The following is a 24,122-nucleotide window of genomic DNA, read 5'->3' on the forward strand; positions in this document are numbered from 1 at the left end:
CCTCATACCCAAGTGGCCGGCGTTAACCGTCCTTCTCTATTTCACAGAGTAGCGGATGCTGGCTTTCTCGCGCGTACTGATTGACCTGCATCGCCTTGGTCTCCGCAATATCGCGAGTGTACACACCACACACCGCACGCCCCTCTGTATGGACGGCGAGCATGATCTTGGTCGCCAGCTCCCGATTCATGCCGAAAAACGTTTCAAGCACTTCGACGACGAAATCCATCGGCGTGTAGTCGTCATTGAATAGGACCACCTTGTACATCGGTGGTGCCTGCAATGCTGGCTTGGATTCCTGAACAGCAATACCAGAGGAGTCATCCTCATGCTCTGCCGGGTGATCCTGATTGAATGTTAGTCGAATCTGGCTGCTTGCATGCATGCTGAAATCAGAGGTTCAGGGCCGGGCGAACGGGGATGCTAGAGGGAGTTTGACTGAGTTCTCAGCCATCCGCCGTATAGCCTTGACTAACGGCAAAAGGGTGTTACAACAAATGAATACCCATAAGCGGGTATCAGGGATTCCACGCCTTCGCCCAGCCTGGTCGGTAAATGCGTGGAATCGAAGTGGATGATACTCCAGAGATGGAGTTCTTTGCAGAGGGATATCAGCATGCTCAGCGGTAAGGTCAAGTGGTTCAACAACGCCAAAGGCTATGGATTCATCCTGGCCGATGGCCGAGATGAGGACCTGTTCGCCCACTACTCGGCCATCCAGATGGAAGGTTATAAAACGCTCAAGGCCGGCCAGCCGGTCCGCTTCGAGATCGTGCAAGGCCCCAAAGGCCTGCATGCCGTCAATATCAGTGCGGTTACCGCCAATCAGAACGCCCCAGTGGCCGTACCCCAGGCGCAGAGCATCGCGAGCACTGTCGAAGTCTGAGCATCCTGGCAAATCGCCACGAAAAGGCCGGTCATATGACCGGCCTTTTTTTCATGCTGACGATCGGTCAACTGATCACATGTGGCTGATCATCGCATCGCCGAATTCGGAGCAGGACAGCAACTTCGCCCCCTCCATCAAGCGCTCGAAGTCATAGGTCACGGTCTTGGCCGCAATAGCCCCGTTGGTGCCCTTGATGATCAGGTCCGCAGCCTCGGCCCACCCCATGTGACGCAGCATCATCTCCGCCGAGAGAATGACCGAGCCTGGATTGACCTTGTCCTGACCGGCGTATTTCGGCGCCGTACCATGAGTTGCCTCGAACATTGCCACGGTGTCGGACAGGTTGGCGCCGGGCGCGATGCCGATGCCACCGACTTCGGCTGCCAGGGCGTCGGACAGATAGTCGCCATTGAGGTTGAGCGTGGCGATCACGTCATATTCGGCCGGGCGCAACAGGATCTGCTGCAGCATGGCGTCGGCGATCACGTCCTTGACCAGGATATTCTTGCCAGTGCGCGGATTCTTGAATTGCATCCACGGGCCGCCATCGAGCAGCTCGGCCGCGAATTCCTCACGAGCGATCTCGTACCCCCACTCCTTGAAGGCACCTTCGGTGAACTTCATGATGTTGCCTTTATGGACCAGGGTCACCGAGCTACGGTCATTGTCCACGGCGTACTGCAACGCCTTGCGTACCAGACGCTTGGTGCCCACCTCGGAAACCGGCTTGATGCCAATACCGCACATGTCCGTGAAGCGAATCTTCTTGACGCCCATTTCCTCGGTGAGGAACTTGATGACTTTCTCGGCCTCGGGGCTGCCAGCTTTCCACTCGACACCCGCATAAATGTCTTCGGAGTTCTCGCGGAAGATCACCATGTCGACGTCACCCGGCTTCTTCACCGGGCTCGGCACACCTTCGAACCAGCGTACCGGGCGCAGGCACACATAAAGGTCGAGCTCCTGGCGCAGGGCCACGTTGAGCGAGCGGATGCCACCACCCACGGGCGTGGTCAGCGGCCCCTTGATCGAGACGACGTAATCACGCACGGCCTCAAGGGTTTCCTTCGGCAACCAGGTGTCCTGATCGTAAACCTGGGTGGCCTTCTCGCCGGCATAAACCTCCATCCAGGAAATCTTGCGGGCGCCACCATAGGCCTTCTCCACCGCGGCATCGACCACCTTGATCATCACCGGGGAGATATCGGCACCGATACCGTCACCCTCGATGAACGGGATGACCGGATTGTCTGGAACGTTCAGCGACATATCGGCATTGACGGTGATTTTGTCACCGCTGGCTGGCACCTGGATCTTTTGGTATCCCATTGCTGGACTCCATCTTGTGGTTAGACAGTGCACTCCCGAGAGTAGCGCAAACCTCCAACCTCAGACACATCTGCAAAGGTCTTATTCAACTGGGCATTCTGCGACGAGGCGTCGCAGTGATATACTGCTTAGGTGACTAACGAGTCATAAGGGGCGGCCTGTCCGGAACCGGATAGCAGCCTCTTGAAGCCGGCGGTGAAACACCATCGTCCGCCGGTTCGAAACGTTCGACACTCTACGGGTGCATCCAACATCACCGCGGCGAGTCCTCGACCGGCTCCACCATCCTGGAGTTCGCGCCACACGCGCAGGTCGAGTTTCTATGCGCGCTCAGCAAAGAAGAGAGTTAACGCTAAATGTCCACCCCTTCGAAGATCATCTACACCTTCACCGACGAAGCCCCGGCCCTTGCCACTTATTCGCTTCTGCCCATCGTGGAAGCCTTTGCCGCCTCGGCTGACATCTCCGTTGAAACCCGCGACATCTCTCTTGCTGGACGGATCCTGGCAAGCTTTGCCGACCGCCTCGACGCTGACAAGCGCATCGATGACGACTTGGCCAAACTGGCCGAGCTGACCCTGCAGGCCGATGCCAACATCATCAAGCTGCCGAACATCAGTGCTTCCGTTCCTCAGCTCAAGGCCGCCATCGCCGAGCTGCAGGCTCAGGGCTACGGCATCCCCAACCTCCCGGAAGACCCGCAGAGCGAAGAAGACAAGGACGTTCGCGCCCGCTACGCCAAGATCCTCGGCAGCGCCGTGAACCCGGTTCTGCGCGAAGGCAACTCCGACCGTCGCGCCCCGGCCGCGGTCAAGGCCTACGCCCGCAAGCACCCGCACAGCATGGGCAAGTGGAGCATGGCTTCCCAATCCCACGCCGACTACATGCGCGGCGGCGACTTCTTCTCCAGCGAACAATCGATCACCATGGCCAATGCCGGTGACGTGCGCATCGAGTTCGTCGGCAAGGACGGCAAGGTCGAAGTCAAGAAGCAACTCGCCCTGCAGGAAGGCGAAGTCTTCGACAGCATGTTCATGAGCTGCAACAAGCTGCGCGCCTTCTTCGAGAAGACCCTGCAGGACTGCAAGGACACCGGCGTGATGTGGTCCCTGCACGTCAAGGCGACCATGATGAAGGTCTCCCACCCGATCGTCTTCGGCCACGCCGTCAGCGTTTACTACAAGGACGTGTTCGACAAGTACGGCGAGCTGTTCAAGGAACTGGGCGTCAACCCGAACAACGGCATCAGCAGCGTCTACGACAAGATCAAGTCGCTGCCGGCCTCGCAGCAGGAAGAAATCCTCCACGACATCCACGAGGTTTACGCCCATCGCCCGGAAATGGCCATGGTCGACTCGGTCAAGGGCATCACCAACCTGCACATCCCGAGCGACGTCATCGTCGACGCCTCGATGCCGGCGATGATCCGCAACTCCGGTCAGATGTGGGGCAAGGACGGCAAGCAGAAAGACACCAAGGCCGTCATGCCTGAGAGCACCTACGCTCGCATCTACCAGGAAATGATCAACTTCTGCAAAACCAACGGTGCGTTCGACCCGACCACCATGGGCACCGTGCCGAACGTTGGCCTGATGGCGCAGAAAGCCGAAGAGTACGGCTCCCACGACAAGACCTTCGAAATGACCGCTGACGGCACCATGCGCGTCGTGGCTGCCGACGGCACCGTGCTGATGCAGCACGAAGTCGAAGCCGGTGACATCTGGCGCGCCTGCCAGACCAAAGACGCCCCCATCCGCGACTGGGTCAAGCTGGCCGTCACCCGCGCCCGTCAGTCCGAAACCCCGGCCATCTTCTGGCTGGACCCTGAGCGCGCTCACGACCGCGAACTGCAGAAGAAGGTCGAGCTGTACCTCAAGGACCACGACCTGACCGGCCTGGACATCCGCATGATGGGCTACAACGAGGCCATCCGCGTATCCATGGAGCGCATGATTCGCGGCCAGGACACCATCTCGGTGACCGGTAACGTTCTGCGCGACTACCTGACCGACCTGTTCCCGATCATGGAGCTGGGCACCTCGGCCAAGATGCTGTCCATCGTTCCGCTGATGGCGGGCGGCGGCATGTACGAAACTGGCGCCGGCGGTTCGGCTCCCAAGCACGTACAACAGCTGGTCGAAGAGAACTACCTGCGCTGGGATTCCCTGGGCGAGTTCCTGGCCCTGGCCGTATCGCTGGAAGAAACCGGCATCAAGACCAATAACGCCAAGGCCAAGGTACTGGGCAAGACCCTGGACCAGGCCACTGGCAAGCTGCTGGACAACAACAAGTCCCCGGCACGCAAAGTCGGCGAGATCGACAACCGCGGCAGCCACTTCTACCTGGCCATGTACTGGGCGCAAGCCCTGGCCGAGCAGAATGACGACGCCGAGCTGAAAGCTCACTTCGCACCGCTGGCCAAGCAATTGACCGAGCAGGAAGCGACCATCGTTGGCGAACTGGCTGCCGTACAAGGCAAGCCGGCGGAAATCGGTGGCTACTACCGCTCCAACCCTGAGTTGACCAGCAAGGTGATGCGCCCGAGCGCCACCTTCAACGCCGCTCTGAACGCACTCAATGCCTGATAAGGCCTAGGTGCAACAACAACCCCGGCTTTATGCCGGGGTTGTTGTTTGTGGGGCGGCGCTTTCGCAAGCAGCGCCCGCGCCTACACAATCCTGCAACATGATTGTTTTTCTGGAGCAACCCAAATGCAGTGGCAACCCCACATCACCGTCGCCACGGTGATCGAAGACCAGGGCCGCTTTCTCTTCGTCGAAGAGCTCAAGGCCGGCCGCATGGTGCTCAACCAGCCGGCCGGACACCTGGAGGCCAATGAATCGCTGCGCGAAGCCGCGCTGCGCGAAACGCTCGAGGAAACCGGCTGGGAGGTGGAGCTCACCGCCCTGCTCGGCATCTATCTCTATACCGCACCGAGCAATGGCGTGACCTATCAGCGCGTCTGCTTCATCGCCCGCCCCGTGCATCACGACCCGGAGCGCGAGCTGGACAGCGATATCAGTGGCATCACCTGGCTGACCCGCGACGAGCTGGCCGCCCAACCCGAGCGCTGGCGTAGCGAGTTGGTGTTGCAGTGCGTGGATGACTACCTGGCCGGCATCAGCGGGCCGCTTCAGTTGCTACGTGACTGAGCGCTACCCATCGGCAACCCGGAAACGCCTTGCCACGCCGCGCGGGTTTTCATCGCGGCGACGGCCCCCGGCTTTCTGGTAAACTCGACGGCTTTTCAGGCTTCACTCGCAGATTCCCATGCAAGCACCTAGCACCCAACGCGTGATCGTCGGCATGTCCGGCGGCGTCGACTCGTCCGTTTCCGCCCTGCTGCTGATGGAACAGGGCTACCAGGTCGAAGGCCTGTTCATGAAGAACTGGGACGAAGACGACGGTACCGAGTACTGCACCGCCATGGATGACCTGGCCGACGCCCAGGCCGTATGCGATCGCATCGGCATCAAGCTGCACACCGCCAACTTCGCGGCAGAGTACTGGGACAACGTGTTCGAGCACTTCCTCGCCGAGTACAAGGCCGGACGCACGCCGAACCCGGACATCCTGTGCAACCGCGAAATCAAGTTCAAAGCCTTTCTCGACTATGCCCTGTCGCTCGGCGCCGACCTGATCGCCACCGGTCACTACGTGCGTCGCCGTGACATCGACGGTCGTACCGAGCTGCTCAAGGGCCTGGACCCGAACAAGGACCAGAGCTATTTCCTGCACGCCGTCGGCGGCGAGCAGATCGCCAAGACTCTGTTCCCGGTCGGCGAACTGGAAAAACCACAGGTGCGCGCCATTGCCGAGAAATACGAGCTGGCCACCGCAAAGAAAAAGGACTCGACCGGCATCTGCTTCATTGGCGAACGCCGCTTCAGCGACTTTCTCAAGCAGTACCTGCCGGCTCAGCCGGGCGACATCGAAACCACTGAAGGCCAGGTCATCGGCCGTCATCATGGCCTGATGTACCACACCATCGGCCAGCGCCAGGGGCTGGGTATCGGCGGCCTCAAGGACGCCAGCGATGATCCCTGGTACGTGCTGCGCAAGGACCTGAAGCGCAATGTGCTGATCGTCGGCCAGGGCAACGAACACCCCTGGCTGTTCTCCCGCGCCCTGCTCGCCTCGGACATCTACTGGGTCAACCCATTGGACCTGAGCGCCCCGCGGCGCCTGAGCGCCAAGGTGCGCTACCGCCAGAGCGACCAGCAATGCACCCTGGAGAAGACCGAGAACGGCTACCGCGCCGTGTTCGACGAGCCGCAGCGCGCCGTCACTCCCGGCCAGTCCGTGGTGTTCTACGACGGTGAAGTGTGCCTGGGTGGTGGCGTGATCGAAACCGCCGAGGCTTGGTACGAGGATGCCAGATGAGCCCGACACAGGAGCAACTGGTCGCACTTGGCGCCGTCTTCGAAGCCGCCTCGCTGGCAGACAAGATCGCCCGCACCGGCCAGATCAGCGAAGCCTCGATGGGCTGCATGCTCGGCAGCCTGCTGGTGCGCGACCCGAAAAGCACGCTGGATGTATACGGCGGCGACGACCTCAATCTGCGTGACGGCTACCGCGCGCTGATCAGCTCGCTGGAGCGCAACCCCTCAGCCCTGCAACGCGAGCCACTGCGTTATTCGCTGGCGATGATCGGCCTGGAGCGGCAACTGGACAAGCGCGACGACATGCTGCAGGTGATGGGCAGCCGACTCGACCAGATCCAGCAGCAGGTCGAACATTTCGGCCTGGTCCATGACAACGTCATCGCCGCCTGCGGCGGCCTGTATCAGGACACCATCAGCACCTTCCGCCAGCGCATTCAGGTGCATGGCGACATGCGCTTTCTGCAACAGCCGAACAATGCCGCGAAGATCCGTGCCTTGCTGCTCGCCGGCATCCGCTCGGCGCGCCTGTGGCGCCAGCTCGGTGGCCATCGCTGGCAACTGGTATTCAGCCGCAGCAAGCTGCTCAAAGAACTCTACGAGCTGACGCGAAGCTGACCATGGAACCCGCCAGCCGCAGCGTCAAACCCCTTCAGGGTGCCCTGCTGCTGGCGCTGTCGGCTTTGCTGTTCGCTTTTACCGGCGTCGGCATCCGCGAGATATCCACCAGCGTCAACAACGAGTCGGTGGTGTTCTTCCGCAACCTGGTCGGCGTGCTGTTCTTCCTGCCCTTGCTGCTGGTGCGTGGCGTTCGCCCCTTGCGCACGTCGCGCCTGAAATCACACCTGTGGCGCACCACTTATGGCCTGGCGGCGATGTACTGCTTCTTCTACGCCATTGCCCACCTGCCACTGGCCGATGCCATGCTGTTCACCTACTCGGCGCCGGTATTCACCCCTCTGATCGCACACTTATGGCTGAAGGAACCGCTGACCCGGCGCATGCTGGTCAGCAGCCTGATCGGCCTGTGCGGCGTGCTGCTGGTCGCCAAACCCAGTGCCGCGCTCTTCGAGGGAGCTGCACTCATCGGCCTGGCAGCCAGCCTGCTGGCCGCCTTTGCCTTCGTCTCCATCCGCGAAATGAGCGACAGCGAGCCGGCCACGCGCATCGTGTTCTATTTCTCGCTGTTCAGTGCGCTATTTTCGGCCATCCCGCTGACCTGGAGCTGGCAACCGCTGGACGCCCATCAGCTTGGCTGGTTGCTTGGCATCGGCCTGCTGGCCACCGCCAGCCAGATCATCATGTCGCGTGCCTACGGCCTGGCGCCGCCCGGGCTGATCGGCCCCGTCGCCTACCTGGCCATCGTCTTCGCCGGCCTCATCGCCTGGCTGCTCTGGCGTGAGACACCAGACACCCTGTCGCTGCTCGGTGCGGCGCTGATCTTTGCCGCCAGTCTGTTATCGGTCGCAAGGCGCAGGGCATAGGCGGCCAAACGCTGGTTTTCATGTATGATATGCGCCCTTTTCGTCAGAGGCCGTCCCGGCAACTGGGCGAGCGCCAGCCCCAATCGGAGCCGACGCGATGCACGGTGACCCAGGATGGCTTTTCAGCCCGACAGCCCGAGAACGCCTACATGCAGTTTTCCTCGCTCACCGCGGTTTCCCCCGTCGACGGCCGCTACGCCGGCAAAACCAGCGCCCTGCGCCCCATCTTCAGCGAATATGGTCTGATCCGTAGCCGCGTACTGGTCGAAGTGCGCTGGCTGCAGCGCCTGGCGGCCCACGAGGGCATTCCGGAAGTCGCGCCCTTCTCCGCCGAAGCCAACGCCGTGCTCAACGAGCTGGCCGAGAATTTCGCCGTCGAGCACGCCGAGCGCGTCAAGGAAATCGAGCGCACCACCAACCATGACGTCAAGGCCGTGGAGTACCTGCTCAAGGAGCAGGCCGCCAAACTGCCGGAGCTGGACAAGGTCAGCGAATTCATCCACTTCGCCTGCACCAGCGAGGACATCAACAACCTGTCCCACGCCCTGATGCTGCGCGAAGGCCGTGACAGCGTGCTGCTGCCGCTGATGAAGCAACTGGCCGATGCCATCCGTGAACTCGCAGTGAAATTCGCCGACGTACCGATGCTGTCGCGCACCCACGGCCAGCCGGCCTCGCCGACCACCCTGGGCAAGGAACTGGCCAACGTCGTCTACCGCCTGGAGCGCCAGATCGCGCAGGTCGCTGCCGTGCCGCTGTTGGGCAAGATCAACGGCGCCGTGGGCAACTACAACGCCCACCTGTCGGCCTACCCGAGCATCGACTGGGAAGCCAACGCCCGCCAGTTCATCGAAGGTGACCTGGGTCTGAGCTGGAACCCCTACACCACCCAGATCGAGCCGCACGACTACATCGCCGAGCTGTTCGATGCCATCGCCCGCTTCAACACCATCCTGATCGACTTCGACCGCGACGTGTGGGGCTACATCTCCCTCGGCTACTTCAAGCAGAAGACCGTGGCAGGCGAGATCGGCTCCTCGACCATGCCGCACAAGGTCAACCCGATCGACTTCGAAAACTCCGAAGGTAACCTGGGTATCGCCAACGCGATCTTCCAGCACCTGGCCAGCAAGCTGCCGATCTCCCGCTGGCAGCGGGATCTGACCGACTCCACCGTGCTGCGCAACCTGGGCGTCGGCTTCGCTCACAGCGTCATCGCTTACGAGGCAAGCCTCAAGGGAATCAGCAAGTTGGAGCTCAATGTTCAACGCATTGCTGAAGACCTGGACGCCTGCTGGGAAGTGCTCGCCGAGCCGATCCAGACCGTGATGCGCCGCTATGCCATCGAGAACCCGTACGAGAAGCTCAAGGAGCTCACTCGCGGCAAGGGCATCAGCCCCGAAGCCCTGCTGGCCTTCATCGACGGCCTGGACATGCCAGCCGCTGCCAAAGAAGAGCTCAAGCAACTGACCCCGGCGCGCTACATCGGTAACGCCGTGGCCCAGGCCAAACGCATCTGAGCGACACCAGCCTCGAGGACGCCCGGCTGAGCCGGGCGTTTTTGTTTTAAGGTTTTTATCTATTTCAAGGGCTTACTGATGAATCCTGATACTCCGCTGCAATTGCTGGGTGGCCTCACAGCCCGTGAATTCCTGCGCGACTACTGGCAGAAGAAGCCGTTGCTGGTGCGCCAGGCCATTACCGACTTCGAAAGCCCGATCAGCCCGGACGAACTGGCCGGCCTGGCCCTGGAAGAAGAAGTCGAATCGCGCCTGGTGATCGAGCACGGCGAACGCCCTTGGGAACTGCAGCGCGGCCCGTTCAACGAAGACACCTTCCAGGACCTGCCCGAGCGCGACTGGACGCTGCTGGTGCAAGCCGTCGACCAGTTCGTCCCGGAAGTGGCTGAACTGCTGGAAGACTTCAAGTTCCTGCCCAAGTGGCGCATCGACGACCTGATGATCAGCTTCGCCGCCCCCGGTGGCGGTGTTGGCCCGCATTTCGACAACTACGACGTATTCCTGCTGCAGGCTCATGGCCATCGCCGCTGGCAGATTGGCCAGATGTGCGATGCCGACAGCCCGCTGCTCCCCCACGCCGATCTGAAGATCCTGGCCCAATTCGAACCAACCGATGAATGGGTGCTGGCACCTGGCGACATGCTATACCTGCCGCCATGCCTCGCCCACTGTGGCACCGCTGAGGATGATTGCATGACCTATTCCGTGGGCTTCCGCGCGCCAAGCGCCGCTGAAGTACTGACCCATTTCACCGATTTTCTCGGCCAGTTCCTGCCCGACGAAGAGCGTTACAGCGATGCCGACATCCAGCCGAGCGAGGATCCCAACCAGATTCAGCGCGACGCCCTGGAGCGCCTCAAGACCCTGCTCAACGAGCACATGAGCGATGAGCGCCTGCTGATGACCTGGTTCGGCCAGTTCATGACCGAGCCCAAATACCCGGAGCTGGTCGCCGGTATCGAAATCGAGGAAGAAGACTTCCTCGGCGCCCTGGAAGACGGCGCGATCCTCATCCGCAACCCCAGTGCACGCATGGCCTGGTCGGAAGTCGGTGAAGATCTGGTGCTGTTCGCCAGCGGTCAGAGCCGCCTGGTTTCGGCCCGCCTGCGCGAGCTGCTGAAGCTGATCTGCAGCGCCGATGCGCTGCATGTGGAAAACCTCGGCGCCTGGCTGGCCGACGACGAGGGGCGTACCCTGCTGTGGGAACTGGTCAAGCAAGGCAGCCTGGGATTTGCCGATGAGTGAGATCACTGTCCGTGTTGCGGACTGGCATAAGGACAATGCCGAGCTTCGTCGTATCCGCGACAGCGTTTTCGTCGCCGAGCAATCGGTGCCGCCGGAACTGGAGTGGGACGCCGAAGATACCGACGCCGTGCATTTTCTCGTCGAGGAAGGCGATTATCCGGTCGGTACCGCGCGCCTATTGCCCGACGGGCATATCGGCCGCGTTTCGGTACTCAAGGACTGGCGCGGCCTGAAAGTGGGCGAAAAACTGATGCAAGCCGTGATTGCCGAAGCGGAAAAGCGCGGCCTGCATCAGCAAATGCTCACCGCTCAGGTGCACGCCACGCCGTTCTATGAAAGGCTAGGCTTCAAGATTGTCAGCGACGAGTACCTCGACGCCGGCATTCCGCACGTGGACATGGTGCGCACCAGCCAGTAGAGAGCCAGATGAACGACAAAGACGCCCCGGTCGAACCGATCGATACGCCAGACCCCATTGAGCTGGCGGCCATCGAATTCGAGTCGCCGGGGCGTTTTGCCGTGCATAACCCCGAGCCCATCACGACGGATGCGGCGCAATGGGAGCCAGCTCCCTTCATCCTCGGCCAGCATCAGCACCTGGAGCGCTTCAGTAAGCCGCAGGAGGCGCGCGCTCATGTACTGGCACTGATGCAGCAGGCCCAGCGCAATCTGTGCCTGTACAGCGACGATCTGGAACCCTGGCTCTATCATCACGACAGCGTGCAGCAGGCCTGCACCCGTTTTCTGCTCAGCAGCCCACGGGCGCGCCTGCGTATTCTGCTGCGTGACCCGACCCGTGCCGTGAAGGAAGGCCATCGCCTGCTCGCCCTGTCGCGCCGACTGTCCTCCAACCTACATATCCGCAAGCTCAACCCGGACTACGCCAGTGACGAACTGGCCTTCCTGATCGCAGACGACAGAGGGTTGTTCTTGCGCCCGGAGCTTGACCAACAATCCGGCTACGCCCTGTACAACGACCCGGCGCGCGTGCGCCAGCGCCAGGCCCAGTTCGATCAGGCCTGGGACACCAGCATCACTGACCCTGACTTGCGGAGCTTCCTGCTATGACCCTGCGCACGCTGTTCGCCGCCCTGCTTCTCAGCCTGTGCCTGCCGCTGCAAGCGGCCACCGAGGTAATCCCGCTGAACTACCGCACCGCCGACGATGTGCTCGGCGTGGTGCAGTCGATGATCGGCAACGAGGGCAAGGTCAGCGCCTATGGCAACCAGCTGATCGTCAATGCGTCACCGGCCAAGATCGGCGAAGTGCGCGTTTTGCTGCAGCAACTCGACACCCGTCCGCGCCGCCTGCTGATTACCGTGGAAAGTGTCGACAGCAACTACCAGAACGACCGTGGCTACCGCGTCGACGGCACGATCAGCGCCGGCAATGCCGAGGCTCAGGTCGGCCGTGGTGAAGTCAATGGTCGCGACCAGGTGCGCATCATCCGCCGCAGCACCGACAGCCGTGGCGGCGGCACCCAGCAGGTACAGGCGACCGAAGGCTATCCGGCGCTGATCCAGGTCGGCCAGAGCGTGCCGCTGACCACCACCAGCACCGGACCTTATGGCCAGGTCTACCAGGACACCCAGTACCGCGACGTCACCCGCGGCTTCTACGTGACCGCCAGCCTCACCGGCGAGCTGGTGCATGTGTCGATCAGCAGCCAGCGTGATCGAATCAATGACCATCGCCCCGGCGTAATCGACGTGCAAAGCACCGATACACGAGTCAGCGGCCGTCTCGGTGAGTGGATCAGCCTCGGCGGCGTCAGCGAGGAGACCAGCTCCAGCGGCCGCGACGTATTGCGTCGGCACACCACCCAGGGCCGCGAAGACATGTCGCTGCGCCTGAAGGTCGAAGCGCTCGACTAACCCCCCCGACCAAAGTCGAACCCCGCTCTCCCCACAAGCACTATGGACAAGTCGCGAAACCCGCGAAACGCCTGAAACGCCCGCCACACGGGCTGCAAAGCGTGACCGACCGGTCGGCGACTGAATATGTAGTAGTTTAAAAAAACCACTACAAAACGTTTGACGAAGCTTTTCCCCAGAGGCATGATGGCCTCGCTCCCGCTAGCCAGGGGTCCTGAAAAGGATCTCCAGATCGCCGACGAAGTACTTCGTAGCGATCCGTGTCCCAACAGCCCACAAGGCCGTACGACGAGGTTGCGACTGGAACGAAGTTGTCCTGAGGGACGGGGAAGCGTTTAGCGTCAGACAGCTCCAACACAGCAGGTGCCCAAGGTTTCCACGAGCCAACCGGCCCATGCGACGTTGTCGAACTGTTCGCCACATCCCCCTCCTCGCGGTCAATCCTCGCCCCAGCCGTTTACTTGCCGTCAAAGTGGAAGCCTCCCGCAGCCGCTGCATCCGTGCACGCCTTGCGTGGGTAGTCGGTGCTCAACCAACACATTTTTTGAAGGATTGACCATGTCCGCATATCAAAACGACATCAAGGCTGTAGCCGCTCTGAAAGAGACGTTCGGCAGCAGCTGGAGCGCTATCAACCCCGAGTCCGTCGCCCGTATGCGCGCTCAGAACCGCTTCAAGACCGGTCTGGAAATCGCTCAGTACACCGCCGACATCATGCGCAAGGACATGGAAGAGTACGACGCCGACTCCTCCGTCTACACCCAGTCGCTGGGTTGCTGGCACGGCTTCATCGGTCAGCAGAAGCTGATCTCGATCAAGAAGCACCTGAAGACCACCAACAAGCGCTACCTCTACCTGTCCGGCTGGATGGTTGCGGCCCTGCGCTCCGACTTCGGCCCGCTGCCGGACCAGTCGATGCACGAGAAGACTGCCGTCTCCGATCTGATCGAAGAGCTGTACACCTTCCTGCGTCAGGCCGACAGCCGCGAACTGGACCTGCTGTTCACCGCGCTGGACGCCGCTCGTGACGCTGGCGATCACGCCAAGGCTGCCGAGATCCAGAACCAGATCGACACCTTCGAGACCCACATCGTCCCGATCATCGCCGACATCGATGCTGGCTTCGGTAACCCGGAAGCCACCTATCTGCTGGCCAAGCGCATGATCGAAGCTGGCGCCTGCTGCATCCAGATCGAGAACCAGGTTTCCGACGAGAAGCAGTGCGGCCACCAGGACGGCAAAGTGACCGTTCCCCATGCCGACTTCCTCGCCAAGATCGCTGCCGTTCGCTACGCGTTCCTCGAACTGGGCATCGACAACGGCGTGATCGTCGCACGTACCGACTCCCTGGGCGCCGGCCTGACCAAGCAGATCGCCGTGACCAAAGAGCCGGGCGACCTGGGCGACCTGTACAACAGCTTCCTCGATTGCGAAGAAGTGTCCGCTGCCGACCTGGGCAACGGCGACGTCGTGATCAACCGCGGTGGCAAGCTGCTGCGTCCGAAGCGCCTGCCGTCCAACCTGTTCCAGTTCCGCAAGGGCACTGGTGAAGACCGCTGCGTACTGGACTGCATCACCAGCCTGCAGAACGGCGCCGACCTGCTGTGGATCGAAACCGAGAAGCCGCACGTTGGCCAGATCAAGGCCATGGTTGACCGCATCCGCGAAGTCATCCCGAACGCCAAACTGGTCTACAACAACAGCCCGTCCTTCAACTGGACCCTGAACTTCCGTCAGCAGGTGTTCGATGCGTTCGCCGCCGAAGGCAAGGACGTTTCCGCCTACGACCGCGCCAAGCTGATGAGCGTCGAGTACGACGAGACCGAACTGGCTCAGGTTGCCGACGAGAAGATCCGCACCTTCCAGCGCGACGGTTCGGCTCACGCCGGCATCTTCCACCACCTGATCACCCTGCCGACGTACCACACCGCCGCGCTGTCCACCGACAACCTGGCCAAAGGTTACTTCGCCGACCAGGGCATGCTGGCCTACGTGAAGGGCGTTCAGCGTCAGGAGCTGCGTCAGGGTATCGCCTGCGTCAAGCACCAGAACATGGCTGGCTCCGACATCGGTGACAACCATAAGGAGTACTTCGCTGGCGAAGCTGCTCTGAAGGCCAGCGGTAAAGACAACACCATGAACCAGTTCCACTAAGAACGGTTCCCTGCTGCGGGCCACGCACCCGCAGCAGACGCTTGCCTAATCCGCCCCGGCTTGCCGGGGCTTTTTTTGCCTGAGACTTTCCTGGCCAGACAAAGCCTCGCCATTGAAGAACGCCACGACTGCGCCTCTGGGCGACCTCATGCACCTCCTCCCATGGGCGCACCTGGAATTTCGCCTGTGCCACGCAGAGCTGATCGAGACACCGATAAACACATCGCACAGGCGCAAGAACCGAGCGAAGTGCCAAATGCTACGAAATACCAGCAACAGCAGGCTGACACCTCATGCGCGGAGGTAACTTGCGCACATCGGCATACTGCTTTCGCCTTAACACCAAAGTGGCAGCGAAATGCTCATCTTGCCGAGGCTAATCACCTGACGAAATGAGGCAAATTAGTCAGCTGAATAGGTGTGCGAATTGCACAGCGTTCGCACTAGGCTATAGTCCTGAAGGCGCATGCCAGATGCCTGGCTCAAGATCGGCATCATCGAAAGAAGTCAATAACAAGCTCGACAGAAATGATCAGACTGCAAGAATAATTTTTCTTTGAAAAATTTACTTACAGATTCCCTGCACATAGTATTGTATACACACTTTGCGTCAGCACCCCTTGGTGGTGCTTGTCAGCTAAATCAATTAAAAGCCGTTCCTTAGTTCAAGGAGTACCGGCATGCCTGATGCGGTAACGACCATGTCCCATAACTGGGCCTTCGCTGTGTTTTTGCTAGGTGTCTGCGGGCTCATCGCCTTCATGCTCGGCCTTTCCAGCCTGCTCGGCAGCAAAGCCTGGGGGCGCAGCAAGAACGAACCCTTCGAATCCGGCATGCTCCCTACCGGCAGCGCACGCCTGCGCCTGTCAGCCAAGTTCTATCTGGTCGCGATGCTCTTCGTGATCTTCGACGTTGAAGCCCTCTATCTCTTCGCTTGGGCGGTCTCGGTGCGCGAAAGCGGCTGGGCGGGCCTGATCGAAGCTACAGTTTTCATAGCAATTCTGTTGGCAGGTCTTGTCTATCTTTGGCGTATCGGGGCGCTCGACTGGGCTCCCCAGGGACGTCGTGAACGGCAGGCGAAGCTAAAACAATGAGGCTTTGGCGATGCAATACAAACTTACTCGGGTCGACCCGGATGCGCCCAACGAGGCGTATCCGATCGGCCAGCGGGAGGTCGTTTCCGACCCGCTGCTAGAGGACCAGGTTCACAAGAACATCTACATGGGCAAGCTCTCGGACGCGCTCAACGGCGCGGTCAACTGGGGGCGTAAGAATTCCTTGTGGCCGTACAACTTCGGCCTGTCCTGCTGCTATGTGGAAATGACCACGGCCTTCACCGCCCCGCACGACGTCGCGCGTTTCGGTGCGGAAGTCATTCGCGCATCACCGCGCCAGGCTGACTTCATGGTCATCGCCGGCACCTGTTTCATCAAGATGGCGCCGGTCATCCAGCGTCTCTATGAGCAGATGCTGGAACCCAAGTGGGTCATCTCCATGGGTTCATGCGCCAATTCCGGCGGCATGTACGACATCTACTCGGTCGTTCAGGGCGTGGACAAGTTCCTCCCCGTGGACGTCTACATTCCCGGCTGCCCGCCCCGCCCCGAGGCGTTCCTGCAAGGCTTGATGCTGCTGCAGGAATCCATCGGCCAGGAGCGCCGCCCGCTATCCTGGGTCGTAGGCGACCAAGGCATCTACCGTGCCGAAATGCCTTCGCAGAAGGAACAGCGCCGCGAGCAGCGAATCGCCGTTACCAACCTGCGTAGCCCCGACGAAGTCTGAGCCGATGCTTGCCTACGCAAGCATCACGCCTACTTTCTACGTTGATCGACAGCGACCGAGACCATGACTCAAGACACCGTTGTGTCCATACCGCCTTACAAGGCTGACGACCAGGACGTCGTCGCCGAACTGCACGCCCGCTTTGGCGACGACAGTTTCACCCTGCAAGCCACCCGCACCGGCATGCCGGTACTCTGGGTCGCCCGTGAGCGCCTGATTGAAGTGCTCACCTGCCTGCGCAACCTGCCGCGCCCCTACGTGATGCTTTACGACCTGCACGGCGTCGACGAGCGCCTGCGTACCCAGCGTCGTGGCTTGCCGGATGCCGATTTCACGGTGTTCTATCACCTGATGTCGCTGGAGCGTAATAGTGACGTAATGATCAAGGTCGCCTTATCCGAGCGCGACCTCAACCTGCCCACCGCCACCGGCATCTGGCCCAACGCCAACTGGTACGAGCGCGAAGTCTGGGATCTGTACGGCATCACCTTCACCGGCCACCCGCACCTGAGCCGCATCATGATGCCGCCGACCTGGGAAGGTCACCCGCTGCGCAAGGACTACCCGGCGCGCGCCACCGAGTTCGATCCGTTCAGCCTGACCCTGGCCAAGCAGCAACTGGAAGAGGAAGCTGCGCGCTTCCGCCCCGAAGACTGGGGCATGAAGCGCGGCGGTGAGCACGAGGACTATATGTTCCTCAACCTCGGCCCCAACCACCCCTCTGCCCACGGCGCCTTCCGCATCATCCTGCAGCTCGACGGTGAAGAGATTGTCGATTGCGTGCCGGAGATCGGCTACCACCACCGTGGTGCCGAGAAGATGGCCGAACGCCAGAGCTGGCACAGCTTCATCCCCTACACCGACCGCATCGACTACCTCGGCGGGGTGATGAATAACCTGCCCTACGTGCTTTCGGTGGAGAAACTCGCTGGCATCAAGGTGCCGGCCCGTGTCGACTTCATCCGCGTGATGATGGCCGAGTTCTTCCGTATCACCAGCCACCTGCTGTTCCTGGGTACCTACATCCAGGACGTCGGCGCCATGACGCCGGTGTTCTTCACCTTCACCGACCGCCAGCGTGCCTACAAGGTGATCGAGGCCATCACCGGCTTCCGCCTGCACCCGGCCTGGTATCGCATCGGTGGCGTCGCCCACGACCTGCCACGTGGCTGGGACAAGCTGGTCAAGGAGTTCGTCGACTGGCTGCCCAAGCGCCTCGACGAATACGAGAAAGCGGCGCTGAAGAACAGCATCCTCAAGGCCCGCACCATCGGTGTGGCGCAGTACAACACCAAGGAAGCGCTGGAATGGGGCACCACCGGTGCCGGCCTGCGCGCCACTGGCTGCGACTTCGACCTACGCAAGGCTCGTCCCTACTCCGGCTACGAGCACTTCGACTTCGAGGTGCCGCTGGCGGCTAATGGCGATGCCTATGACCGCTGCATAGTGCGCGTCGAGGAGATGCGCCAGAGCATTCGCATTATCGACCAATGCCTGAAGAACATGCCGGAAGGCCCGTACAAGGCCGATCACCCGCTGACCACGCCGCCGCCGAAAGAGCGCACGCTGCAGCACATCGAAACCCTGATCACCCACTTCCTGCAGGTTTCCTGGGGCCCGGTCATGCCGGCCAACGAAGCCTTCCAGATGATCGAGGCGACCAAGGGCATCAACAGCTATTACCTGACGAGCGACGGCAGCACCATGAGCTACCGCACCCGGATTCGCACCCCCAGCTTCCCCCACTTGCAGCAGATCCCCTCGGTGATCCGCGGCAGCATGGTGGCGGACCTGATCGCCTATCTGGGCAGTATCGACTTCGTCATGGCCGACGTGGACCGCTGATCATGAAGACGCTAATTCAGACCGACCGTTTCACCCTCAGCGAAACCGAGCGCTCGGCCATCGAGCACGAGATGCACCACTACGAAGACCCGCGCGCGGCCAGCATCGAAGCGCTGAAGATCGTGCAGAAAGAGCGTGGCTGGGTGCCGGACGGCGCCGCTGACGCCATTGGCGCGATCCTTGGCATCCCGGCCAGCGACGTCGAGGGTGTGGCTACCTTCTACAGCCAGATCTTCCGCCAGCCGGTGGGCCGTCACGTGATTCGCGTATGCGACAGCATGACCTGCTACATCGGTGGCCATGAGCCGGTGCTCAGTGAAATGCAGAAGCAGCTCGGTATCGGCCTTGGCCAGACCACCAGCGATGAGCGCTTCACCCTGTTGCCGGTGTGTTGCCTGGGCAACTGCGACAAGGCCCCGGCGCTGATGATCGACGACGACACCTTCGGCGACGTTCAACCAGGCGGCGTCGCCAAGCTGCTGGAGGACTACAAATGAAAACCCTGACCTCCATCGGCCCAGCCAACCGCATTGCCCGCAGTGAAGAAACCCACCCGCTGACCTGGCGCCTGCGTGACGACGCCCAGCCGGTATGGCTGGAGGAGTACCAGCAGAAGAACGGCTACGCGGCCGCACGCAAGGCACTGACCGAGATGGCCCAGGCCGAGATCGTGCAGACCGTCAAGGAATCCGGCCTCAAGGGCCGTGGCGGCGCAGGCTTCCCCACGGGCGTGAAGTGGGGCCTGATGCCGGCCGACGAATCCATGAACATCCGCTACCTGCTGTGCAATGCGGATGAAATGGAGCCCAACACCTGGAAAGACCGCATGCTCATGGAGCAGCTGCCGCACCTGCTGGTGGAAGGCATGCTGATCTCGGCACGCGCGCTCAAGGCCTATCGCGGCTACATCTTCCTGCGTGGCGAGTACGTCGATGCGGCCGCCAACCTCAACCGCGCCATCGAGGAAGCCAAGGCCGCCGGTCTGCTGGGCAAGAACATCTTTGGCAGCGGCTTCGATTTCGAGCTGTTCGTGCACACCGGTGCCGGCCGCTATATCTGCGGCGAAGAAACCGCGCTGATCAACTCGCTGGAAGGCCGCCGCGCCAATCCGCGCGCCAAGCCGCCCTTCCCCGCTGCCGTCGGCGTATGGGGCAAGCCCACCTGCGTCAATAACGTCGAGACCCTGTGCAACGTGCCGGCCATCATTGGCCAGGGCGTGGACTGGTACAAGAGCCTCGCCCTCCCCGGCAGCGAAGACCACGGCACCAAGCTGATGGGCTTCTCCGGCAAGGTGAAGAACCCCGGCTTGTGGGAACTGCCGTTCGGCATCACCGCCCGCGAGCTGTTCGAGGACTATGCCGGTGGCATGCGTGATGGCTTCAAGCTCAAGTGCTGGCAGCCTGGCGGCGCCGGTACCGGCTTCCTGCTGCCCGAACACCTCGAGGCGCAGATGTACGCCGGCGGCATCGCCAAGGTCGGCACGCGCATGGGCACCGGCCTGGCGCTGGCGGTGGACGACTCGATCAACATGGTCTCCCTGCTGCGCAACATGGAAGAGTTCTTCGCTCGCGAGTCCTGCGGCTGGTGCACGCCGTGCCGCGACGGCCTGCCGTGGAGCGTGAAGATTCTCCGTGCCCTGGAGCGCAAGCAAGGCAGCGCCGAGGACATCCAGACCCTGCTTGGCTTGGTCAATTTCCTCGGCCCGGGCAAGACCTTCTGTGCGCATGCGCCGGGTGCCGTGGAGCCGTTGGGCAGTGCCATCAAGTATTTCCGTGAAGAGTTCGAGGCTGGTGTAGCCCAGGTGGCGACTACGCCCCGCACGCCAGCGACCGCGAGCTGAACAGACGAATTCCCTTAGCCAGCCGCCTTAACCAGCGGGTAAACGAAGACTTAAAGAAATGGCCACTATCCACGTAGACGGCAAAGATTTCGAAGTCGATGGAGCAGACAACCTCCTGCAGGCCTGCCTGTCCCTCGGACTCGATATCCCCTACTTCTGCTGGCACCCGGCGCTTGGCAGCGTCGGCGCGTGCCGCCAGTGTGCGGTCAAGCAGTACAGCGATGAGAACGACACCCGTGGTCGTATCGTCATGTCCTGCATGACGCCAGCCACTGACAACACCTGGATCAGCATCGACGACGAGGAGTCCAAGGCGTTTCGCGCCAGCGTCGTCGAATGGCTGATGACCAACCACCCGCACGACTGCCCCGTGTGCGAGGAAGGCGGTCACTGCCACCTGCAGGACATGACGGTGATGACCGGGCACAACGCCCGTCGTTATCGCTTCACCAAGCGTACCCACCAGAACCAGGAACTCGGCCCCTTCATCGCCCACGAGATGAACCGCTGCATCGCCTGCTACCGTTGCGTGCGCTACTACAAGGACTACGCCGGCGGCACCGACCTGGGCGTCTACGGCGCGCACGACAACGTGTACTTCGGTCGCGTCGAGGACGGCACGCTGGAAAGCGAGTTCTCCGGCAACCTGGTCGAGGTCTGCCCGACTGGCGTGTTCACCGACAAGACCCACTCCGAACGCTACAACCGCAAGTGGGACATGCAGTTCGCCCCGAGCATCTGCCATGGCTGCTCCAGCGGCTGCAACATCAGCCCCGGTGAGCGCTACGGCGAACTGCGCCGCATCGAGAACCGCTTCAACGGCTCGGTGAACCAGTACTTCCTCTGCGACCGTGGCCGCTTCGGCTATGGCTACGTCAACAACGCGGATCGCCCGCGTCAACCGCTGCTGGCCGGCCAGGCCATCGGCATCGATGCCGCGCTGGACAAGGCCGCCGAGCTGCTCAAGGGCAAGCGTGTGATCGGCATTGGCTCGCCGCGTGCCGGCCTGGAATCCAACTTCGCCCTGCGCGAACTGGTGGGCGCCAGCAACTTCTATAGCGGCATCGCCGCTGGCGAACTGGCCAATATCCGCCTGATCCGCGACATCCTGCAAAACGGCCCGCTGCCGACGCCGACCCTGCGCGATGTCGAGTTGCATGACGCCATCTTCGTCCTCGGCGAAGACCTGACCCAGACCGCCGCGCGCCTGGCCCTGGCCCTGCGCCAGGCGGTCAAGGGCAAAGCCACCGAGATCGCTGCCGGTGCACGCATTCAGGACTGGCACATGGCGGCGGTGCAGAACGTCGCCCAGCACGCCCTGCACCCGCTGTTTATCGCCAGCGTAACGGAAACCCGCCTGGACGATGTAGCCGTCGAAAGCGTACACGCCGCGCCGGCCGACCTGGCTCGTATCGGCTTCGCCGTGGCTCACGCCATCGACCCCAGCGCACCGGCCGTCGGCGGCCTGGATGCAGAAGCCGGCGAACTGGTGCAGCGCATCGCCGACGCCCTGCTGGCAGCCCAACGCCCGCTGATCGTCTCTGGTGCTTCGCTGGGCGACAAAGCCCTGATCGAAGCTGCCGCCAATATCGCCAGCGCACTGAAGAACCGTGAGAAGAATGGCTCGCTGAGCCTGGTGGTGCCCGAAGCCAATAGCCTGGGCCTGGCACTTCTTCTGGATAAAGAGCAGGGCGGCGACTCCGTTGATGCCGCACTCGATGCTCTGAGTGGCGGCCAGGCCGATGCCGTGATCGTGCTGGAGAACGACCTGTACCGCCGCGCCGATGCGGCCAAGGTCGATGCCGCGCTCAGCGCCGCGCAGGTGGTGATCGTCGCCGATCACCAGCGCACCGCCACCAGCGAACGCGCCCAGCTGTTGCTGCCAGTGGCCAGTTTCGCCGAAGGCGACGGCACCCTGGTCAGCCTCGAAGGCCGCGCCCAGCGCTTCTTCCAGGTTTATGAGCCAAGCTACTACGACAGCAATATTCTGATCCGCGAAGGTTGGCGCTGGCTGCACGCGCTGCACAGCACCCTGCAGGGCAAGGCCCTGGACTGGACGCAGCTGGATCAGGTCACCGCAGCCTGCGCCGCCAGCAATCCGCAGCTGGCCGGCATCAAGGACGCCGCGCCGAGCGCCTCGTTCCGCATCAAGGGCCTCAAGCTGGCGCGCGAGCCGCATCGCTACAGCGGCCGCACCGCCATGCGCGCCAACATCAGCGTGCACGAACCGCGTCAGCCACAGGATCAGGACACTGCCTTCGCCTTCTCCATGGAAGGCTACGCCGGCAGCAAGGAAGACCGTCAGCAGATTCCGTTCGCCTGGTCGCCGGGCTGGAACTCGCCACAGGCCTGGAACAAGTTCCAGGACGAGGTCGGTGGTCATCTGCGTGCTGGCGACCCTGGCGTGCGCCTGCTCGAAGCCGCTGGCAGCGCCCTACCCTGGTTCCCGGTGAATGCAGCGTTCAACCCGGCAGCCGGCACCTGGCAGGTGGCGCCGCTGCACCACCTGTTCGGCAGCGAGGAAAATTCCGCACGCGCCAAACCGATCCAGGAACGCATGCCCGAGCCCTACGTGGCCCTGGCCCGTGAGGAAGCGGCACGCCTGGGCGTGAACGACGGTGCGCTGCTGACCCTGCGCGTCAACGGCCAGGCACTGCGCCTGCCGCTGCAGGTACGTGACGATCTGGCCGTCGGCCTGGTCGGCCTGCCGCTTGGCTTGCCGGGCATTGCCGCAACGCTCGCCGGTGCCAGCGTCACCCTACTGCAGGAGGCCGCGCAATGAGCTGGTTGACGCCCGAACTGATCGAGATCGTCATCGCGGTACTCAAGGCCATCGTCATCCTGCTGGTGGTGGTGGTCTGCGGCGCGCTGCTGAGCTTCATCGAGCGCCGTCTGCTCGGCTGGTGGCAGGATCGTTACGGCCCCAACCGTGTGGGGCCGTTCGGCATGTTCCAGATCGCCGCCGACATGATCAAGATGTTCTTCAAGGAGGACTGGACGCCGCCGTTCGCCGACAAGTTCATCTTCACCCTGGCGCCGATGATCGCCTTCGCCGCGATGCTGATGGCCTTCGCCATCATCCCCATCACCCCGAACTGGGGCGTGGCGGACCTGAACATCGGCATCCTGTTCTTCTTCGCCATGGCGGGCCTGTCGGTCTACGCGGTGCTGTTCGCCGGCTGGTCGAGCAACAACAAGTTTGCCCTGCTCGGCAGCCTGCGCGCCTCGGCCCAGACCATCTCCTACGAGGTGTTCCTGGCCCTGGCGCTGATGGGCGTGGTGGCACAGGTCGGCTCGTTCAACATGCGCGACATCGTCGATTACCAGGCGCAGAACCTGTGGTTCATCATTCCGCAGTTCTTCGGCTTCTGTACCTTCTTCATCGCAGCGGTGGCCGTGACTCACCGTCACCCGTTCGACCAGCCGGAAGCCGAGCAGGAGCTGGCCGATGGTTACCACATCGAATACGCCGGGATGAAATGGGGCATGTTCTTCGTCGGCGAGTACGTGGCCATCGTCACCGTATCGGCGCTGTTGGTGACCCTGTTCTTCGGCGGCTGGCACGGCCCGTTCGGCATCCTGCCGCAGATCCCGTTCTTCTGGTTCGCGCTGAAAACGGCCTTCTTCATCATGATCTTCATCCTGCTGCGCGCGTCGATCCCACGCCCGCGTTATGACCAGGTCATGGCATTCAGCTGGAAGTTCTGCCTGCCGCTGACTTTGATCAACCTGCTGGTGACCGGCGCCGTCGTGCTGGCCATGGCCCAGTAAGGAGAAC

The 24,122-nt window shown here is 62.0% G+C and carries 21 protein-coding genes; 19 read left to right on the top strand and 2 right to left on the bottom strand.

Features of this window, described 5'->3' with window-relative positions; genetic code table 11:
• Positions 1–22: 22 nt before the first annotated feature.
• A complete protein-coding gene (gene clpS, locus ACN8M7_RS08375; protein ID WP_003460431.1) occupies positions 23–385 on the bottom strand; it encodes an ATP-dependent Clp protease adapter ClpS in 363 nt (120 codons plus the stop codon).
• A 231-nt stretch (positions 386–616) separates the two neighbouring features.
• Here clpS and cspD point away from each other — a divergent pair, with 231 nt between their 5' ends.
• A complete protein-coding gene (gene cspD, locus ACN8M7_RS08380) occupies positions 617–886 on the top strand; it encodes a cold shock domain-containing protein CspD (RefSeq protein ID WP_490260457.1) in 270 nt (89 codons plus the stop codon).
• A gap of 75 nt (positions 887–961) precedes the next feature.
• Here cspD and icd read toward each other — a convergent pair whose 3' ends face one another.
• On the bottom strand, positions 962–2,218 hold the full coding sequence (gene icd / locus ACN8M7_RS08385) for an NADP-dependent isocitrate dehydrogenase (RefSeq protein WP_490260458.1): 1,257 nt from the start codon (positions 2,216–2,218) through the stop codon (positions 962–964).
• A gap of 356 nt (positions 2,219–2,574) precedes the next feature.
• Here icd and ACN8M7_RS08390 point away from each other — a divergent pair, with 356 nt between their 5' ends.
• The 18 genes from ACN8M7_RS08390 to nuoH all read left to right on the top strand — a co-directional run bounded on the left by ACN8M7_RS08390 (position 2,575) and on the right by nuoH (position 24,115).
• Positions 2,575–4,803: an NADP-dependent isocitrate dehydrogenase gene (locus tag ACN8M7_RS08390; protein ID WP_490260459.1), complete on the top strand. Its 2,229-nt coding sequence runs from the start codon at positions 2,575–2,577 to the stop codon at positions 4,801–4,803.
• 126 nt (positions 4,804–4,929) lie between these two features.
• A complete protein-coding gene (locus ACN8M7_RS08395; protein WP_061239299.1) occupies positions 4,930–5,370 on the top strand; it encodes an NUDIX hydrolase in 441 nt (146 codons plus the stop codon).
• Positions 5,371–5,488: 118 nt separating this feature from the next.
• Positions 5,489–6,601, top strand: a complete 1,113-nt coding sequence (gene mnmA, locus ACN8M7_RS08400; RefSeq protein WP_490260460.1) for a tRNA 2-thiouridine(34) synthase MnmA — start codon at positions 5,489–5,491, stop codon at positions 6,599–6,601.
• The gene (hflD, locus tag ACN8M7_RS08405) at positions 6,598–7,218 is read left to right on the top strand and encodes a high frequency lysogenization protein HflD (RefSeq protein WP_061239297.1); all 621 of its coding nucleotides are present in this window, start codon (positions 6,598–6,600) and stop codon (positions 7,216–7,218) included. Before mnmA ends, hflD begins: the two co-directional genes overlap by 4 nt.
• A gap of 2 nt (positions 7,219–7,220) precedes the next feature.
• On the top strand, positions 7,221–8,084 hold the full coding sequence (locus ACN8M7_RS08410) for a DMT family transporter (RefSeq protein WP_061239296.1): 864 nt from the start codon (positions 7,221–7,223) through the stop codon (positions 8,082–8,084).
• Between the two features lie 149 nt (positions 8,085–8,233).
• On the top strand, positions 8,234–9,604 hold the full coding sequence (gene purB / locus ACN8M7_RS08415; RefSeq protein ID WP_490260461.1) for an adenylosuccinate lyase: 1,371 nt from the start codon (positions 8,234–8,236) through the stop codon (positions 9,602–9,604).
• 78 nt (positions 9,605–9,682) lie between these two features.
• Positions 9,683–10,849: a ribosomal protein uL16 3-hydroxylase gene (locus ACN8M7_RS08420; protein ID WP_490260462.1), complete on the top strand. Its 1,167-nt coding sequence runs from the start codon at positions 9,683–9,685 to the stop codon at positions 10,847–10,849.
• A complete protein-coding gene (locus tag ACN8M7_RS08425) occupies positions 10,842–11,267 on the top strand; it encodes a GNAT family N-acetyltransferase (RefSeq protein WP_061239293.1) in 426 nt (141 codons plus the stop codon). Before ACN8M7_RS08420 ends, ACN8M7_RS08425 begins: the two co-directional genes overlap by 8 nt.
• Positions 11,268–11,275: 8 nt before the next feature.
• On the top strand, positions 11,276–11,917 hold the full coding sequence (locus ACN8M7_RS08430) for a DUF7931 domain-containing protein (protein WP_490260463.1): 642 nt from the start codon (positions 11,276–11,278) through the stop codon (positions 11,915–11,917).
• Entirely contained in the window at positions 11,914–12,723 is an 810-nt protein-coding gene (locus ACN8M7_RS08435) for a secretin N-terminal domain-containing protein (protein ID WP_490260464.1), read from the top strand. Before ACN8M7_RS08430 ends, ACN8M7_RS08435 begins: the two co-directional genes overlap by 4 nt.
• Before the next feature lie 558 nt (positions 12,724–13,281).
• Complete coding sequence (locus tag ACN8M7_RS08440) at positions 13,282–14,877, top strand: isocitrate lyase (protein ID WP_061239290.1); 1,596 nt, start codon at positions 13,282–13,284, stop codon at positions 14,875–14,877.
• 680 nt (positions 14,878–15,557) lie between these two features.
• Positions 15,558–15,971: an NADH-quinone oxidoreductase subunit A gene (locus ACN8M7_RS08445; RefSeq protein ID WP_061239289.1), complete on the top strand. Its 414-nt coding sequence runs from the start codon at positions 15,558–15,560 to the stop codon at positions 15,969–15,971.
• A 10-nt stretch (positions 15,972–15,981) separates the two neighbouring features.
• Complete coding sequence (locus ACN8M7_RS08450) at positions 15,982–16,659, top strand: NuoB/complex I 20 kDa subunit family protein (RefSeq protein ID WP_036999426.1); 678 nt, start codon at positions 15,982–15,984, stop codon at positions 16,657–16,659.
• A gap of 63 nt (positions 16,660–16,722) precedes the next feature.
• Positions 16,723–18,504, top strand: a complete 1,782-nt coding sequence (nuoC, locus tag ACN8M7_RS08455) for an NADH-quinone oxidoreductase subunit C/D (RefSeq protein ID WP_061239288.1) — start codon at positions 16,723–16,725, stop codon at positions 18,502–18,504.
• 2 nt (positions 18,505–18,506) lie between these two features.
• Positions 18,507–19,001, top strand: a complete 495-nt coding sequence (gene nuoE / locus ACN8M7_RS08460) for an NADH-quinone oxidoreductase subunit NuoE (RefSeq protein ID WP_490260465.1) — start codon at positions 18,507–18,509, stop codon at positions 18,999–19,001.
• The gene (gene nuoF, locus ACN8M7_RS08465; protein WP_061239286.1) at positions 18,998–20,344 is read left to right on the top strand and encodes an NADH-quinone oxidoreductase subunit NuoF; all 1,347 of its coding nucleotides are present in this window, start codon (positions 18,998–19,000) and stop codon (positions 20,342–20,344) included. Before nuoE ends, nuoF begins: the two co-directional genes overlap by 4 nt.
• Positions 20,345–20,402: 58 nt before the next feature.
• Positions 20,403–23,126: an NADH-quinone oxidoreductase subunit NuoG gene (gene nuoG, locus ACN8M7_RS08470; protein ID WP_490260466.1), complete on the top strand. Its 2,724-nt coding sequence runs from the start codon at positions 20,403–20,405 to the stop codon at positions 23,124–23,126.
• Positions 23,123–24,115, top strand: coding sequence for an NADH-quinone oxidoreductase subunit NuoH (gene nuoH / locus ACN8M7_RS08475; protein WP_490260467.1), 993 nt, complete (start codon positions 23,123–23,125; stop codon positions 24,113–24,115). The genes nuoG and nuoH overlap by 4 nt, the downstream gene beginning before the upstream one ends.
• The last annotated feature ends 7 nt before the right edge of the window (positions 24,116–24,122 follow it).

The organism is Pseudomonas spartinae (genome assembly GCF_965197125.1).
Classification (GTDB): domain Bacteria; phylum Pseudomonadota; class Gammaproteobacteria; order Pseudomonadales; family Pseudomonadaceae; genus Aquipseudomonas; species Aquipseudomonas composti_A.

Bases quoted from the DNA above. Each gene is read 5' to 3' on its own strand.
- clpS (WP_003460431.1), bottom strand. From the start codon at position 385: ATGCATGCAAGCAGCCAGATTCGACTAACATTCAATCAGGATCACCCG.
- cspD (WP_490260457.1), top strand. From the start codon at position 617: ATGCTCAGCGGTAAGGTCAAGTGGTTCAACAACGCCAAAGGCTATGGA.
- icd (WP_490260458.1), bottom strand. From the start codon at position 2,218: ATGGGATACCAAAAGATCCAGGTGCCAGCCAGCGGTGACAAAATCACC.
- ACN8M7_RS08390 (WP_490260459.1), top strand. From the start codon at position 2,575: ATGTCCACCCCTTCGAAGATCATCTACACCTTCACCGACGAAGCCCCG.
- ACN8M7_RS08395 (WP_061239299.1), top strand. From the start codon at position 4,930: ATGCAGTGGCAACCCCACATCACCGTCGCCACGGTGATCGAAGACCAG.
- mnmA (WP_490260460.1), top strand. From the start codon at position 5,489: ATGCAAGCACCTAGCACCCAACGCGTGATCGTCGGCATGTCCGGCGGC.
- hflD (WP_061239297.1), top strand. From the start codon at position 6,598: ATGAGCCCGACACAGGAGCAACTGGTCGCACTTGGCGCCGTCTTCGAA.
- ACN8M7_RS08410 (WP_061239296.1), top strand. From the start codon at position 7,221: ATGGAACCCGCCAGCCGCAGCGTCAAACCCCTTCAGGGTGCCCTGCTG.
- purB (WP_490260461.1), top strand. From the start codon at position 8,234: ATGCAGTTTTCCTCGCTCACCGCGGTTTCCCCCGTCGACGGCCGCTAC.
- ACN8M7_RS08420 (WP_490260462.1), top strand. From the start codon at position 9,683: ATGAATCCTGATACTCCGCTGCAATTGCTGGGTGGCCTCACAGCCCGT.
- ACN8M7_RS08425 (WP_061239293.1), top strand. From the start codon at position 10,842: ATGAGTGAGATCACTGTCCGTGTTGCGGACTGGCATAAGGACAATGCC.
- ACN8M7_RS08430 (WP_490260463.1), top strand. From the start codon at position 11,276: ATGAACGACAAAGACGCCCCGGTCGAACCGATCGATACGCCAGACCCC.
- ACN8M7_RS08435 (WP_490260464.1), top strand. From the start codon at position 11,914: ATGACCCTGCGCACGCTGTTCGCCGCCCTGCTTCTCAGCCTGTGCCTG.
- ACN8M7_RS08440 (WP_061239290.1), top strand. From the start codon at position 13,282: ATGTCCGCATATCAAAACGACATCAAGGCTGTAGCCGCTCTGAAAGAG.
- ACN8M7_RS08445 (WP_061239289.1), top strand. From the start codon at position 15,558: ATGCCTGATGCGGTAACGACCATGTCCCATAACTGGGCCTTCGCTGTG.
- ACN8M7_RS08450 (WP_036999426.1), top strand. From the start codon at position 15,982: ATGCAATACAAACTTACTCGGGTCGACCCGGATGCGCCCAACGAGGCG.
- nuoC (WP_061239288.1), top strand. From the start codon at position 16,723: ATGACTCAAGACACCGTTGTGTCCATACCGCCTTACAAGGCTGACGAC.
- nuoE (WP_490260465.1), top strand. From the start codon at position 18,507: ATGAAGACGCTAATTCAGACCGACCGTTTCACCCTCAGCGAAACCGAG.
- nuoF (WP_061239286.1), top strand. From the start codon at position 18,998: ATGAAAACCCTGACCTCCATCGGCCCAGCCAACCGCATTGCCCGCAGT.
- nuoG (WP_490260466.1), top strand. From the start codon at position 20,403: ATGGCCACTATCCACGTAGACGGCAAAGATTTCGAAGTCGATGGAGCA.
- nuoH (WP_490260467.1), top strand. From the start codon at position 23,123: ATGAGCTGGTTGACGCCCGAACTGATCGAGATCGTCATCGCGGTACTC.